The 14,641-nt window shown below is 49.4% G+C and carries 11 protein-coding genes; 6 read left to right on the top strand and 5 right to left on the bottom strand.

Annotation, left to right across the window (positions count from 1 at the left end; genetic code table 11):
* Window positions 1–33 precede the first annotated feature (33 nt).
* The 5 genes from ASG02_RS04895 to ASG02_RS04875 form a co-directional block, all read right to left on the bottom strand.
* On the bottom strand, window positions 34–705 hold the full coding sequence (locus ASG02_RS04895; protein ID WP_035407916.1) for a 50S ribosomal protein L25/general stress protein Ctc: 672 nt from the start codon (window positions 703–705) through the stop codon (window positions 34–36).
* A gap of 291 nt (window positions 706–996) precedes the next feature.
* The gene (locus ASG02_RS04890; protein WP_056061463.1) at window positions 997–2,547 is read right to left on the bottom strand and encodes a GNAT family N-acetyltransferase; all 1,551 of its coding nucleotides are present in this window, start codon (window positions 2,545–2,547) and stop codon (window positions 997–999) included.
* A gap of 13 nt (window positions 2,548–2,560) precedes the next feature.
* The gene (locus ASG02_RS04885; protein ID WP_056061460.1) at window positions 2,561–3,091 is read right to left on the bottom strand and encodes a glycerol-3-phosphate acyltransferase; all 531 of its coding nucleotides are present in this window, start codon (window positions 3,089–3,091) and stop codon (window positions 2,561–2,563) included.
* Complete coding sequence (locus tag ASG02_RS04880; RefSeq protein ID WP_056061456.1) at window positions 3,088–5,697, bottom strand: DEAD/DEAH box helicase; 2,610 nt, start codon at window positions 5,695–5,697, stop codon at window positions 3,088–3,090. The genes ASG02_RS04885 and ASG02_RS04880 overlap by 4 nt, the downstream gene beginning before the upstream one ends.
* A gap of 30 nt (window positions 5,698–5,727) precedes the next feature.
* A complete protein-coding gene (locus tag ASG02_RS04875) occupies window positions 5,728–6,768 on the bottom strand; it encodes a tyrosine-type recombinase/integrase (RefSeq protein ID WP_056061453.1) in 1,041 nt (346 codons plus the stop codon).
* Between the two features lie 430 nt (window positions 6,769–7,198).
* Here ASG02_RS04875 and ASG02_RS04870 point away from each other — a divergent pair, with 430 nt between their 5' ends.
* From ASG02_RS04870 to ASG02_RS04845, 6 genes are all read left to right on the top strand, one after another.
* On the top strand, window positions 7,199–7,600 hold the full coding sequence (locus ASG02_RS04870; RefSeq protein WP_023468336.1) for a CoA-binding protein: 402 nt from the start codon (window positions 7,199–7,201) through the stop codon (window positions 7,598–7,600).
* A gap of 178 nt (window positions 7,601–7,778) precedes the next feature.
* The gene (gene parE / locus ASG02_RS04865; RefSeq protein ID WP_035407952.1) at window positions 7,779–9,749 is read left to right on the top strand and encodes a DNA topoisomerase IV subunit B; all 1,971 of its coding nucleotides are present in this window, start codon (window positions 7,779–7,781) and stop codon (window positions 9,747–9,749) included.
* Window positions 9,742–12,147 (top strand): DNA topoisomerase IV subunit A, encoded by a 2,406-nt coding sequence (gene parC, locus ASG02_RS04860; protein ID WP_056061450.1) that lies wholly within the window; start codon window positions 9,742–9,744, stop codon window positions 12,145–12,147. The genes parE and parC overlap by 8 nt, the downstream gene beginning before the upstream one ends.
* Window positions 12,148–12,443: 296 nt before the next feature.
* Entirely contained in the window at window positions 12,444–12,914 is a 471-nt protein-coding gene (locus ASG02_RS04855; protein ID WP_230088538.1) for an NUDIX domain-containing protein, read from the top strand.
* Window positions 12,915–13,200: 286 nt separating this feature from the next.
* The gene (locus ASG02_RS04850; RefSeq protein ID WP_035407956.1) at window positions 13,201–13,848 is read left to right on the top strand and encodes a hypothetical protein; all 648 of its coding nucleotides are present in this window, start codon (window positions 13,201–13,203) and stop codon (window positions 13,846–13,848) included.
* Window positions 13,845–14,639: a DUF3307 domain-containing protein gene (locus ASG02_RS04845; protein ID WP_056061449.1), complete on the top strand. Its 795-nt coding sequence runs from the start codon at window positions 13,845–13,847 to the stop codon at window positions 14,637–14,639. The genes ASG02_RS04850 and ASG02_RS04845 overlap by 4 nt, the downstream gene beginning before the upstream one ends.
* Window positions 14,640–14,641 lie beyond the last annotated feature (2 nt).

Genomic DNA, 14,641 nt, shown 5'->3' with positions numbered 1-14,641 from the left:
CGATACGCCGCAAAGGGCGTATCGTTAAACGACTTATTTATTGTCTTCGTTCTCTTCAGCTGTTTCTTCTGAAGACGTTTCTGTTGCTTCCGCTTCGTTGTCTTCGCCAGCTTCTGCTTGTGCCTCTGCTTCCTCGATTTCTTCAAGATCCTGCTCGAGTGTCGATTCGACGACAGCTGCGACTTGAATATCGCCTTCTGTAACGATGCGGAAATCTTTTTGTTCTGGAAGATCGGCTACAGAAATCGAATCGCCGATTTCGAGGTTCGTGACGTCGACTTCGACGTTCTCTGGTAATTTATCTGGTGTAGCGGCGACTGTTACTTTAAAGAGTGTTTGTGATAGGAAGCCACCAACTTTTGCACCGGCTGCTTCGCCAACAAGTACAACGTCTGCTTCGACTTCTGTTTCTTCATCCATTTTCACGGCGATGAATTCAACGTGATCGACTGTTGGTGTGAAGACATCCATATCACGGCGATTGATCAAGACGTTAATATTTTTACCGTCGAGTTTGAGTGAAATCAAGACGTTTTCACCGTTTTCTCGGACGATTTTAAGCAATTCTTTTTCTTCAAATGCGATTGGTGTACTTTCCACTTTGTAACCATACACGACGCCAAGAGCTTTTCCTTCATGACGCAATTGTTTACGGAGTGAGCGTGGACGTACCTCGCGTTTTTCGGCTGTTAAATTAACTGACATGTTCATTTCCCCCTTGAATTTGGTATAGCCCTCAAAAGGTAATGAATGTAGGAGCAGGACGAATCCTGAACAATATGAATCATGCTAAGACAATCGGTTTCAGACTCTCATGAATCTGACGCTTTCGTGACTTTGCATTTCTCTCCCAGGTCATTACGCTGATATTGAGAAACATGTGTGAGTAAGTCACCGGTTTGATGCGGTGCTAATGAGTTTATACCCCTGTGTTTTAAATCCATAAACCTCTTTTTTTATCTTTTTGAAGTCGAAAGACCTCCAAACCGCTTGAAATCAGGGGTTGAGAGGTCTTTCGTTTTTTTCATTCTTTATGATGATTCGTTGATTTTCACGAACTAAAACACGAACGAGACGTTCAATTTGCCGCATCGTCGTCTGTCCCATCGTCGAAATTTGTAGCCACTGATTGTAAACGAGATAGTCGCTTTCGTACTGGACGTGATACCCCTGAATGCGCAGAGCGTCGCCTAAATCAGTTGCGGACGGATGAACGATCGTCAGTATTCCCGGCGCTTGTGCTTCTTGTTGTGCGAGGAGTTGGAATCCAGTTGCGCGGACGGCTTGTTCGAGATAGGTCATCTTGATTGCTGCTTGATTAAGATCGAGGGCATCAAGCGCTGCCTGACAGGCAAGCAACAGGTTCGACGAGCCGGAAAAGGCAACCCCTTCTGCGTAGAGTCCTAAATCCAGATAACGGGGAATACAGAGAGAAGGTAGGACGCGATCTGCGTGACCAATGAACGCAAGACCCGGTAAACCACCAATCGCTTTCCCGGAAACAGTCGTGACGAAAGTGCAGCCATCGTATGAGAAATGTCCGGTTCCAACAGCGCTGATCGCATCGACGACGAGTGCGGTTCGTTGATCTAACAGCACTTTTACTGCATCAAGATCATAGAGAACACCCGTTGACGTCTCACAATGCGTCAACCAGATCCAGTTGTATGCCGTTTGCCTCAATTGATGAGCGAGTTGCTTCAAGTCGATCGGGTGACCGGGGGGAAGCGTATGGACATCAAAAGACTTGCCGGCACGTGCCGCGTGATCAATCAAGCGTTGACCGAACTCGCCGCCGTTCAGGATCAATCCATGTCCAGTGAGTTGTTGCGCGACAATATCATTGGCGAGCGTACCGCTGCCGACGGCCATCGAGACATGTGGCAAATCCAGCAACTGACACATTCGGCCACGTAAATCTTGATCGAGCTGCCGCATCGAGGCCGTCCGGTGTGGACGCGGTGCTTGTTGCGCCGCTTGACGGACCGTCGGCGCAACCTCGACCGGACCGGCTAGAAAATGCAGGGGACGTAAGACATCCGCGATGACGGATCGTTCGTATGTTGCGCGCGACAACAACATCGGTACAAACTGGGCGTCACCACTACCAAGCGTAGCTGCAATCGGTGTGAAGCCGAACCGCGCGTATAGTTTTGCTTCCCGCGTCGTACCACTGATATAGACATGATCAATCGTCTCCCGCTCGAGGTAGACCATTAAAAAGCGCATCAATTGCATGAACGTACGACTATTGCGGTATTCGGGACGAACGCTAAGTAAGCGGATTTCCGCTGGGTCCGTCAGTGTCTCTTCTAGCGTCACGCCCTTTTCCTCAAGCGAAAAGGGACGATGCTTTCGAATGGCGATCATCGCGACGAGTCGATCGTCTTCCTTACCGATCAAGTAAGTGTTCTGATCATGGAATCGATCAATTCGTTTCCGTTCGATGTTCGGTTGATGTTGCGGAATCTCTTCTGTAAAGGTGAGGTAGTTCAATTCATGGATTGCTTCCGCGTCGTCCGCAGTTGCAATGGAAAAGTCGATCATGGAGACGTCCTCCTTATGTAATGGCTGGCTTGTGGAGTGCATCATGAGCCCGCAGGACAAGTAGACTTACGGCAACGGTACACAAGATATTGACTGACCCTGCGTCTAAGAAGACGGGTAGTAACGGAAGTAAAACAACCGGAATAAGGCCCGCTTTGACACTATCTTTCGTTACGAGATAAGACAAACCGAGTATGCCTAATCCGGCAAGATATGCCCATGGCGTGATAGCGAAGACGATTCCGGAAAATACAGCGTACCCTTTACCGCCGCGTCGTGGGTGAAACAACGGAAACAAGTGACCGATGAGCACGGCGAGGGCGACCGGATAAAACGTGTCAGTGATCTGCAACGCAAAGACTGTCTTCGCGGCATCAAACAGATAAACGAATAAAAAAGCCGGAAGCCCACCGGCACGATGGGCATTGCGGGCACCGATGTTTCCGGAACCGACCTGTGCCAAATCGGTACGACTAATGTACTTAAAGAGCGTACCACCTAAAATACTACCGATGAGATAACCAAGCAGGAGATCAAGGATCACCGTTGTTCCTCCTTTGTCGTTACGAGATGAACGAGTTCCTTGACGGTCAAGGCGTCACTGTCTGGAGCCGTCAGGACGGCATCGACCATTTTGGCTTTTCGATCTTGTAATTCCGTCATCTTCTCTTCGATCGTTCCGCGTGTCAGCAATTTGATGACCGTCACGTCAGACTGTTGTCCAAGCCGATGGGCGCGATCGGCTGCCTGTTGTTCGACGGCCGGATTCCACCAGCTGTCAAAGAGGATGACGGTATCAGCGGAGGCGAGGTTGAGTCCCGTTCCGCCAGCTTTCAGCGAAATCAAGAAGAGATCGACTTCACCGTCATTGAACCGGTCGCATAACGCGACCCGGTCTTCGAGCGGTGTCTCACCCGTCAATAGGAAGTGGGGGAGGTGACGTTGCGCGAGATCCGAACGAATGCGCTCGAGCATTTGCGTATACTGCGAGAAGATCAAGATCCGTTTTCCGGCTGCTCGTTTTTCTGCAATCAGTGAGAGCAGACGCGTTCGTTTCGTTGCTTCCCCTGTGTACCCCTCGACGAATAATCCCGGATCGTTGCAAATTTGCCGCAAACGCGTTAAGCCCGCCAGTAACTTCAAACGATCTTCACGTTTCGTTTCGTCTAAATGCTGCAGCGTCTCGAGTTGCAATTTGGCGAGATACGACGCATATAACCGTTTTTGATTCGGTCCGAGCTCGACATAATGATGCTCGATCTGCTTCTTTGGTAAGTCCTGTAAGACATCTTTTTTCTCACGCCGTAATAAAAATGGTTGAATGAATTGTTGCATGTCATCAAACGACCATTTCTCAAACGTCGCTAAATCCGGCAGTAATTCCGGAAACAAGACATGGAAAATCGACCAGATATCGCGCGGTCGATTCTCAAGTGGAGTTCCCGTCAAGGCGAACCGGCGTTTTGCTTGCAGATGTCGCAGTTGACTGACCGTTTGTGACTGCGGATTCTTCAAGTGCTGTGCTTCATCAAAGAAAACGACGTCATATACAGGGTGGCGACGGACGTCGGTCCGAAGCGTCGTGTAGGAGACGATCGTCACTGTGTTTTCAGCCAAGTACTCCAGTTCGGAAAGTCGGCTAGTTTGAGAACCCGTCACGACATGAACCGGTCGACCGGGTAAAAAGCGCTTCAGTTCCGCCTCCCAGTTGCGGAGCAGTGATGCTGGTGCGACGATCAGTGCACGACTATCCGAAATCGTTGCTATATAACCAATCGCTTGAATTGTCTTTCCAAGCCCCATCTCATCGGCCAAGATGCCGTGACATCCTTGCGCGTCCAAATTCTTTAGAAATTGAATGCCCGTCCGTTGATATGGATAGAGTTGTGACTCTAATGAATTCGGCAAGTCGATCCGGAATCCTTGTCCGGATTTCAATTCGAACCATTTCTCGAGCAAATCGGCATGGAGATGCAGGATGGAGGCACCGATCAGATGCTTCATGTTCCGGACGGCAGGTAAGACGAGTCGCCCGTCGCGTAAGTCGCGTTCACTCGCTTCCATCTGGGCGAGAACCCGTTGCAACTGCTGAAAGGCCCGTGCCTCTAAAGATACGAACTGTCCGGATTTCAAGCGGTGATAGCGTTTTTGTAAGATGAGCGACTTCAGGACACGTTTCAGTTCGTCTTCCGGAATTCCGTCCATCGAAAAGTTGAACACAAGCCAGTCGAGGCGGTCTGTCACGTCGACTTCGATCCGCGGATGAAAGGGTCCTTTTGGTAACGTCGTTCGGATGGCTTGCGTTGCAAATAACTCCAGTTGACCGAGCGCAACCCGTTCGTCAAGCAGACTCCGCAAAAAAACATACTGCGCGGCATCACTGGTGATGACATAGTGCGAATTCGATGGTGTCGCTTGGAATTCACGTAAATAGCGTAAGACACTTTGCTCCGTTACCTGATCCCGTCCAGCATAAATCGTCTCATCGAGCGGATTCAGCTGAATCCCTTGATAATCAAACGACACGCGGACTTCAACTTTCTGAGCCGTTCGATCGAGATGAAGCTTAACGATCGGCGTACCGGAAACAATCCGTTCCTGTAAATCAGGACTGAACGAAACATCCGCAACCCGCTGCAAATACTCCGTCTGTCCAAGCAAACGATCGAAGTAGGGCAGGGACAGTTGATGCTGCTGTTTATCCGTCAATCGTTTGAGCGTCACGACGGGTCCAGTCAGTTCGAAATGAATCGCCACCCGACGATCAGGTGTGAGACTGCGTAAATAGTTGCGCGCGCCTGCGTCGTCGACTTGAATTGCCGTAAAAGGGCGGATTTGCGGCGAGAGCGGTGTTGGTGTGCCGTGTGCCTGCACATGATGCATCGCCAGCAAAACAGCGACGATGTGTCCACAAAATGACGTATCCATCGCAAGCGACGGACAGTTACAGCCAGCGTCGACGCCGTGCTCCTTGACGCGGACCGTCACCGTGAATCGTTCCTCACCGTCTACGCTCGCTTCAATTAGCTCGTCACCCATCCGGTAATTGTGTAACGTGACCTTTCGGGCAGCGACATACTTCTTTCCCCGTCGAAAGGCATAGGCATCAGACATCTGTTTAATTTTACGTTCACTGAGCCCGTAATTCATGAGATCCCTCCTTTAGTTAACATAATATTATTATCGTTCACCATCAAATAAATCGACGGCGCGTTTTTTCTCCGAATCACCGATATGGGCATAGACCTGCGTCGTTGCGACGGATTCGTGACCGAGTAACTGCTGGATCGTCAGGACGTCGACCCCGCCGGTCGCAAGTCGTGTCGCAAACGTATGCCGTAGTTTATGTGGCGTAATTTTTTTGCGCTCTAAAAAGGGGAGGATTGGCTTCAGTCGTTCCGTGTGCCGCTGCAAAATATGCTGGACTGCCCGTGGGCTGAGTGGTTTCCCGTGTTTTTGGAAGACAGGTACGGCGCCGCTCGTTGGCATCTGATAATGGATCGCGTATTTGCGTAAGGCAATTCGTGCTGGTTTCGCAAGTGGAATCAATCGTTCTTTATTGCCTTTCCCGATGACGCGGAGCGTATTTTCGTGGAAATCGACATCGTTCCAGACGAGTTGCGTCATCTCACTTAAACGCATCCCGCTATAGCCAAGTAATTGGAATAACGTCACGTCGCGGACACGATCCCGTTCATAATGCGACGCTTCACGTGCATTCATCTCAACGTTTGATGGTAATAATTGAATCAATTCGTCCCATTCGCGTTTTGTCAGATAAACCGGTTCCCGTTTCGCTTGTTTCGGTCGATTGACTTTGGCGACCGGGTTTTCCGACAACTGACCGGTATCGACCAAATAACGAAACAGTGACTGTAACGCTGATAACTTCCGGTTGATGACGCTCGGTGCATTTTGTTTCGTTAAGGCAAGGTATTCGGCGTAGGCTTCGATTCCTGCTGCATCGATCTCGACGAATGCTTCAAGCGGAATATCTCGCGCTGTTACCTCTTCACCTGACGCCGCAGCGACGAATTGGAAGAACGCTTCATAGTCATAGACGTAGCGGCGCATCGTTGCTAATGAGAAATGTTTGGCTGCTAACTGATCTAAATAGGACTGAATGAAGCGTGGCATCCGCTCATAACCGGGAATCGCTGGTGCTGTAGCCGAAACGGTCGTTTTATGTATTGTTTTTCCTAGGTTTTTAAATAAACTCATCCGACAATCACCCCTCTAGTAGTAGTATACCAAACGTTGATACGTCAGGCACTTGTTTGCGTGAAATAGTTATTTCACGCAATGTTAAATTGTCAGACAGGGAGCGCTCAGTTGCATCGACAATGCATCGGATGGGTCGTTGGTCAACTCGATGCACGTGAGAATTTAACCTATTTTTAGAGATTTAAGGGTTGTAGAGTCTCTTTAATAACAATAATAGTATTATGTAACCTAAAAACAATAAAAAAGAATGAATAGTCAATTTCGCTCTCAGTTGCATCGAGAAGACATCTGATGGGTCATTGGTCGACTCATTTGATTTCAAGACGATTTCTGAAAAACGTCGAAAACGTGTTTGATTTCGCATACTTCATCTTGGTTCGGGTATAGAGTGTTAGGTAAGAGTTATTTTCATAAGGGGGAGTTCTAAATGATTACCGATCAACAAGCACGTCAGTATTTGAAGGACGCGAAACGAATTGCGGTCGTCGGTGTCTCAAGTGATTCTGGGAAGACGGCGAACTGGATTGCGGACTACTTGGTTCAACACGGGTACGAAGTCATTCCGGTCAATCCAACGTTAAACGAGTGGAACGGTCAAAAAGTCTATCCGAGTGTTGCAAGCATTCCAGGACACATCGATATCGTTGACGTTTTCCGTCGGTCTGAGTTTTTGGCGGATGTCGCGAAAGATGCTGTCGCTCACGGTGATGTCGGGATGATCTGGAATCAACTTGGTCTCTCAAGTGTCGAAGCAGAGAGCCTGGCGCTCGGCGCTGGCATTCCATATATTGAGAATCGTTGCATCAAAATCGAACATCAATACCTGTAAGTCATCGCACGACTTTAGGCATCTTCACCCGTTCGTGAAGGTGTCTTTTTTCATGCCCATTACAGGTTATGCTTGTCAGGAAGCAAGAAGATGCCTACAATTAGAGACAGACTACTTGAAATAACGAACGAACGTTTGTAAAAACGACGTCGTAATTTCGAATTTTGAGGTGAATTGAATGGCGACAGACTTAAATAACTACAATGATGATGCCATACAGGTGCTCGAAGGACTCGAAGCAGTCCGGAAGCGCCCAGGTATGTATATCGGTTCTACCGATCACCGTGGACTTCACCATCTCGTCTACGAGATCGTTGATAACGCGATCGATGAAGCACTCGCAGGATTCGGGGAACAAATTGATGTCACGATCCATAAAGATAATGCGATCACGGTCCGTGACCATGGACGTGGGATGCCGACGGGGATGCATGCATCGGGAAAACCGACTGCTGAAGTCATCTTCACGGTCCTTCACGCTGGTGGTAAGTTCGGTCAAGGTGGATATAAGACGTCCGGTGGCTTACACGGTGTCGGGGCGTCGGTCGTTAACGCCTTATCAACGGATTTGAAAGTAACGATCTTCCGTGACGGGAAACAATATGAGCAAACGTTTGAAAACGGCGGGATTCCGAAGACGACGTTGCTTGAAACGGGTACGACGCGCCAAAAAGGAACGAGCGTCTACTTTAAACCAGATGGCTCGATCTTCAGTACGTTGACATACAACTACGATACGCTTGCGGAACGCTTACGCGAATCAGCCTTCTTGCTAAAAGGTCTGAAGATTACGTTGACGGACGAACGGTCCGACAAACAGGACATCTTCCAGTACCAAGACGGTGTCAGCGAATTCGTCCAGTACTTGAACGATGATAAAGACACGCTTCATCCGACAGTTGCATTCGAAGGAACGGAAAACGAGATCGAAGTCGATATCGCCTTCCAGTTCACGGATGCGTACTCGGAAAACGTCCTTTCGTTCGTCAACAACGTCCGGACACGCGACGGCGGCACACATGAAGTCGGGGCAAAAACAGCAATGACACGGGTCATGAATGAATATGCCCGGAAAAACACGCTTTTGAAGGAAAAGGATAAGAACCTTGACGGAAATGATATCCGCGAAGGGTTGACGATGATCGTCTCGATCCGGATCCCGGAAGAATTCCTCCAGTTCGAAGGGCAAACGAAGTCGAAACTCGGCTCACCGGAAGCGCGGACGAGCTGTGACGCTGTCATCAGTCGTCGTCTCTCGACGTACTTGGAAGAGAATCCACAAACGGCGACGCTGTTGATCAAAAAAGCAATTCGCGCTGCGCAAGCCCGGGAAGCGGCACGGAAAGCGCGCGAAGAAGCACGAAACGGGAAAAAGAAAAAACGTTCGAGCATCTTGAACGGAAAACTAACACCTGCGGCTTCAAAAAACGCGGACAAGAATGAATTGTTCCTCGTCGAGGGTGATTCTGCTGGTGGTTCTGCAAAACAAGGACGAAACCGGACGTTCCAAGCGATCCTTCCACTTCGTGGTAAGGTCTTGAACACAGAGAAAGCGAAACTTGCCGATATCATGAAGAATGAAGAGATCAACACGATCATTCACGCGATTGGCGGCGGTGTCGGAGCTGATTTCGACTTGTCAGATTGTAATTTCGACAAAGTCATCATCATGACCGATGCCGATACCGATGGCGCGCATATCCAAGTCTTATTGCTGACTTTCTTCTTCCGCTACATGCGCCCATTGATTGACGCTGGGAAGGTCTTCGTTGCTTTACCACCGCTCTACCGTGTCTCAAAAGGGAAAGGCAAATCGGAGAAGTTCGAATACGTCTGGGATGAAGAGACACTTAAGAAAACGACGAAGAAATTCGGTAAAGGTTATATGATCCAGCGTTACAAAGGACTTGGGGAGATGAACGCACCGCAACTCTGGGAAACGACGATGGATCCCGAGACACGGACGTTGATTCGGGTTACGATCGACGATGCTGCCGTAGCGGAAAAACGCGTCTCTGTCCTGATGGGAGATAACGTCGGACACCGCCGGACGTGGATCGAGGACAATGTCGCCTTCGGTCTCGCAGAAGACCTCTCGATCATCGAGAATGAGCACGTGACGAAAGAGAGTGTGAACGAACATGTCTAATCTACAAAACATCCTGAACCTGTCGCTCGAGCAAGTCGTCGGCGACCGGTTTGGTCGTTATTCGAAATATATCATTCAAGATCGTGCCTTACCGGATGCCCGTGATGGTCTGAAACCAGTACAACGTCGGATCTTGTATGCGATGCATACGGAAGGAAACCTGTTCGACCGTGCTTACCGAAAATCGGCGAAGACGGTCGGCGTCGTCATCGGTAACTACCACCCGCATGGTGACTCATCGGTCTATGAAGCAATGGTCCGTTTGAGCCAAGAGTGGAAGCTCCGTTACCCGTTGATCGATATGCAAGGAAACAATGGATCAATCGACGGCGATAGCGCGGCAGCGATGCGGTATACGGAAGCCCGTCTGTCGAAAGTCTCAAGCCTCATTCTCGACGGGATCAATAAACAGACCGTTGATTATACGCTCAACTTCGATGATACGACGGAAGAACCACTCGTCTTACCATCATTACTGCCGAACTTGCTGATGAACGGTTCGACGGGGATTTCCGCCGGTTACGCAACCGAGATTCCACCGCACCACGCGGGGGAAGTCCTTGATGCTGCGATCGGTCGGATTTCCGGTACGGTTCAGAACGTCGATGACTTATTGACGCACATGCAAGGCCCTGATTTCCCAACTGGTGGTGTCGTTCAAGGTCTTGACGGCATCAAAAAGGCGTTCGAGACAGGACGTGGGAAAGTTATCATCCGTTCGCGTTCAACGATTGAGACATTGCGGGGCGGTCGCCAGCAAATCGTTATCACGGAGCTCCCGTATGAGGTCAATAAAGCGAACCTCGTCAAACGGATGGAAGAACTCCGTCTTGATAAAAAGGTTGAAGGTGTCGCCGAAGTCCGTGATGAGACTGATCGTGACGGTTTACGGGTCGTCATCGAGTTGAAAAAGGAAGCGGACGCGGAAGGTGTCTTACACTTCTATCTCAAACAAACGGATCTACAAATTGCCTATAACTACAATATGGTCGCGATCCACGAGCGGACACCGCGGCAAATGGGCGTCTTGACGCTCCTCGATGCGTATCTCGCACACGTCAAGGAAGTCGTCATCCGTCGGACAGCGTTTGATCTTGAGCAAGCGAAACGCCGCCAGGAAGTCGTCTCCGCCTTGATGACAGCGATCTCTGTCCTCGATGAGACACTTGCCTTGATCCGTTCTGCATCGAATAAAGCAGATGCGAAGGACAAGCTGATTGCGCGGTTCAACTTCACGGACCGTCAAGCGGAAGCCGTCGTCATGCTTCAACTCTACCGGTTAACGAATACCGATATCGTCGAGTTGCAGGAAGAAGCGGCGAAACTCGAGAAGGAGATCGCTCGTCTTGAGAAGATCCTCAACGATGAAAAAACACGTAATCGTCTCATCATCAAGGAATTGACGGTCTTGAAAGAACAAGTCGCGGATAAACGTCGCTCAACGATCGAAGCGGAAGTAGAAGAACTGAAGCTGAAGACGGAAGTCATGATCGCTGTCGAGGAAACGATGGTCTTCCTGTCGAAGAACGGTTACGTCAAACGTTCATCACTCCGTTCATTCGGTGCCTCGAACGACTTACCGGACTTGAAGGAACAGGATCGTCCGTTGCTCCAAGGGCAAGCGATGACGACCGATCACTTGATTGTCTGGACCGTTCGCGGAAACTACTTGCTGATTCCGGTCCACCAATTGCCGGATACGAAATGGAAAGATGGCGGTCAACACGTCGCGAACCTCGTCCCTCTCGAACCGGGTGACCGGGTTCTTTCAGCTGATCTCGTCCGCTCGTTCGATGAAGCCCATCACTGCTTGTTCGTCACCCGTCAAGGGATGGTCAAACGCTCGAAACTGAGTGATTACAATGCACAGCGGAAGTCAAAACCACTCCAAGGCGTCCGTCTGAAGGCAGACGACGAAGTCTTGTACGCTCAGGTCTCGACGGGTCAAACCGACTTGTTCCTTGCGACACAGAACGGTTTCGGGCTCTGGTTCACGGAAGATGACGTCCCAGTCGTCGGTGTCCGGGCTGCCGGTGTCAAGGCGATCAACCTGAAGGATCAGGACGTCGTCGCGGGTGCGATCGGCTTCAAGGAAGCGCCGCAGATCGTTCTTTTGACGCAACGGGGTGCCTTGAAAAAGATGCGTCTCGCGGATCAGTTCCAAGTCTCGAGCCGTGCGCTCCGTGGCTTACAGTTACTGCGTGATTTGAAGGCTAAACCACACCAAGTCGCAGCATTGATCGATGTCACGCAAGCAAAGGAATTAGTTCTCAGCGGGAAAGAGCAGGAGAAAACGATCCAAATCGGTTCGTTATCGTTCCTCGACCGCTTATCGAACGGTTCATTCGCCTATGATGAAGAGAAATTCGGTCCATTGCTCGACTGGTATACACGATAAGCGATGCTCCTCCGGATAACGGGGGAGCTTTTTTAGATTTAGCAGTGCAGGAGAGGGAATTTTGAGACGAATGCTCGGAATTTTGAGATTTATCGCGAGAAATATCGTTTACAAATTGAAACACTGACCAATAACGGCTACAATAGAAGAAATAGTCAGGTCACGATTCGTCACGAACAAGCGTCGGGTCACGCGTCTCCGCAGCTTTGCTTATAGCGTCAATTGATCAAGCAGCTACGGGACCGTCCCTTTAGCTGCTTGTTGTGCAATCTGCCGACCTTGGAGAGGTGATGAAGATGAAATTCAGACGTCGCGAAAAAGTAGCAATCTATATCACTCGGGAAAAACCTAACGGATGGGAACTACTTGTTTTTCATCCACAATCGGCTCCTGAGAGTGATTGGCAGATTCCTGCAGGTACGATCGAAGATGCTGAAATCGCAAAAGAAGCGGCTGTCCGTGAGACGCTTGAGGAAAGTGGTCTCTCGTTAGCATCCGTCCAGTACATCGGCGAAGAAGAGATGCGCTATCCGGAGCGAATGCGGGTGCATTACACGTATTTCTATCATGCGCACATTGAATGCCAAGAGAACCGCTGGACGCATTGTGTGGCTGGTGACGGTCAGGATTGCGGTGATTTCTTTGATTTCGCGTGGTTGCCGCTTGAACGGATCACGCAACTCGAACGCCGCCATCATATATTCTTGGATCGTTTGATTCATCGATTGGAACGGACACGTCCGTATGATTGTCGAAAACACGGTTAATCCCGTGTTTTTTTGCTTTGTCTCACTATCTTAAGTTTACCTTGATTATGAGACAAATTCTTATAACTATTGATAATATATGTTATGTTAACTTAAATAAAAAAATGATATTTTAGTCAGATTCATTTATCCCCCCTGCCACTTAAAAATCGGTCTATCGTCCTGTTGGTCTTCTTACTTATTCTTTGTTACTCTAATAACAGTAACACTGCAAATGTTACCTTTTTAACGGTAACAAATTAAATGTTTCCATTATTGTGGTAACAAATGAATTGGAGGAATCGTCATGCAAGCTGTTGCTTTGTCGTTTGATGTCAAAGGCTCCCGCGATTATCCGAGCAAAGAAGCGTTACTTCAAGCGCTTCGTGTACTCGCGAACGATTTGAATACAGCATTTCCATTGAGTATTGTTCCGTTTCAAATCAAATCCGGCGATAGTTTACTAGCGGTATTCGCGGATTATCCGGTTAGTTATCCGGTCATTCTGCACTTATTGAATCAAGAATTGCCAGGTTACATCGGGATTGGATTTGGTCAATATGAGACGATTTCGACGACGCGGGCTGAAGAAGCCAATGGTAGTGCGATCATTCATGCTTTCGAAGCACAGGAATTAGCGAAGACGCTTCCATCGCGGATTGCCTTTGCTGGACCGCCCTACTTACCGACTGCCTTGCTAAACGGTTATCTCGAAATGCTGTATCCGGCTTACTTCGGGAAGACGGACCGTCAGATTGAACTGCACCGGTTGATGGATCGATATCCGGATGATACGTATGAAGAGATCGGACTGAAGATGGGCTTCAAGGAACAAGATGCCCGCGTAAATGTCGCAAAACTCGTCTCCCGCTCGCAGCGTAAGCAACGGAAGCGTCTTGAAGCTGCCTTGACCCAGGCACTGGAGCAATTCCAAGTCTGGGAGGCGATTCGGTGACCGTCTTACTTAGTCTTTTACTTGTCCATCTACTTGCTGATTTTCCATTACAGACGAAACGAATGGCGCAACTGAAACATCGACACCAACGCATCTTACTCCAACATCTTGCCGTTCATGCGGCTCTGATGCTACTTGTGCTTGCGTTCTTCGTCATCCAACGGGAATTGACCATCGACATCGCCGGATGGCTTGGAGGCAGCATTCTCGTGTTTCATGCCCTACTCGATGCTTCCCCGCTCAAACGCCGCGTCAAACAAGCAGTAGCGTACTGGATCGATCAAGCGTTACATATCGTTGCCATCATCGCCTTGACATGGGTGTTTGTTCCGATTGATTGGTCGTTGTCGTTCTCGCGACCGGAGCAGATCCTGTGGATTCTTTGCTTTAGTTTAGTGACGACGGAGTTACTCGGTCACGGAATCGCCTTGATGCTCGCACCATTCGCGCCGCGGTTGATTGAAGCGCATTTCGAGCGGACAGTGACACGCAAAGAGCAGTTAGACGGCATCTCGCGGACCGTCACGCACGAAGTCGAAGATTCTGCGCGCAGTTATACGACGGAATTAAGCGGGATCGGACGTTATATCGGTCTCGTCGAACGCGCAATCATCACCCTGCTCGTTGTCACGAATGCAACTGGAGCCATTGGCTTCATCATTGCCTTGAAGGCATTGGCTCGTTTTAAACAGTTTGAAGATCGCCGCTTTGCGGAATATTACATCATCGGGAGCTTGCTCAGTATCTTAGGAGCGATTTTATGTGGACTGGCAATCCGTGTCGCTTTGTAAAC

It is taken from the genome of Exiguobacterium sp. Leaf196 (genome assembly GCF_001423965.1).
In the GTDB taxonomy this organism is placed as follows: domain Bacteria; phylum Bacillota; class Bacilli; order Exiguobacteriales; family Exiguobacteriaceae; genus Exiguobacterium_A.
Note: the sequence above shows the minus strand (reverse complement) of the source record. Positions and strands in the feature narration are given on the sequence as shown.

Bases quoted from the DNA above. Each gene is read 5' to 3' on its own strand.
- ASG02_RS04875 (WP_056061453.1), bottom strand. From the start codon at position 6,768: ATGAGTTTATTTAAAAACCTAGGAAAAACAATACATAAAACGACCGTT.
- ASG02_RS04870 (WP_023468336.1), top strand. From the start codon at position 7,199: ATGATTACCGATCAACAAGCACGTCAGTATTTGAAGGACGCGAAACGA.
- ASG02_RS04890 (WP_056061463.1), bottom strand. From the start codon at position 2,547: ATGATCGACTTTTCCATTGCAACTGCGGACGACGCGGAAGCAATCCAT.
- ASG02_RS04855 (WP_230088538.1), top strand. From the start codon at position 12,444: ATGAAATTCAGACGTCGCGAAAAAGTAGCAATCTATATCACTCGGGAA.
- parC (WP_056061450.1), top strand. From the start codon at position 9,742: ATGTCTAATCTACAAAACATCCTGAACCTGTCGCTCGAGCAAGTCGTC.
- parE (WP_035407952.1), top strand. From the start codon at position 7,779: ATGGCGACAGACTTAAATAACTACAATGATGATGCCATACAGGTGCTC.
- ASG02_RS04850 (WP_035407956.1), top strand. From the start codon at position 13,201: ATGCAAGCTGTTGCTTTGTCGTTTGATGTCAAAGGCTCCCGCGATTAT.
- ASG02_RS04895 (WP_035407916.1), bottom strand. From the start codon at position 705: ATGTCAGTTAATTTAACAGCCGAAAAACGCGAGGTACGTCCACGCTCA.
- ASG02_RS04880 (WP_056061456.1), bottom strand. From the start codon at position 5,697: ATGAATTACGGGCTCAGTGAACGTAAAATTAAACAGATGTCTGATGCC.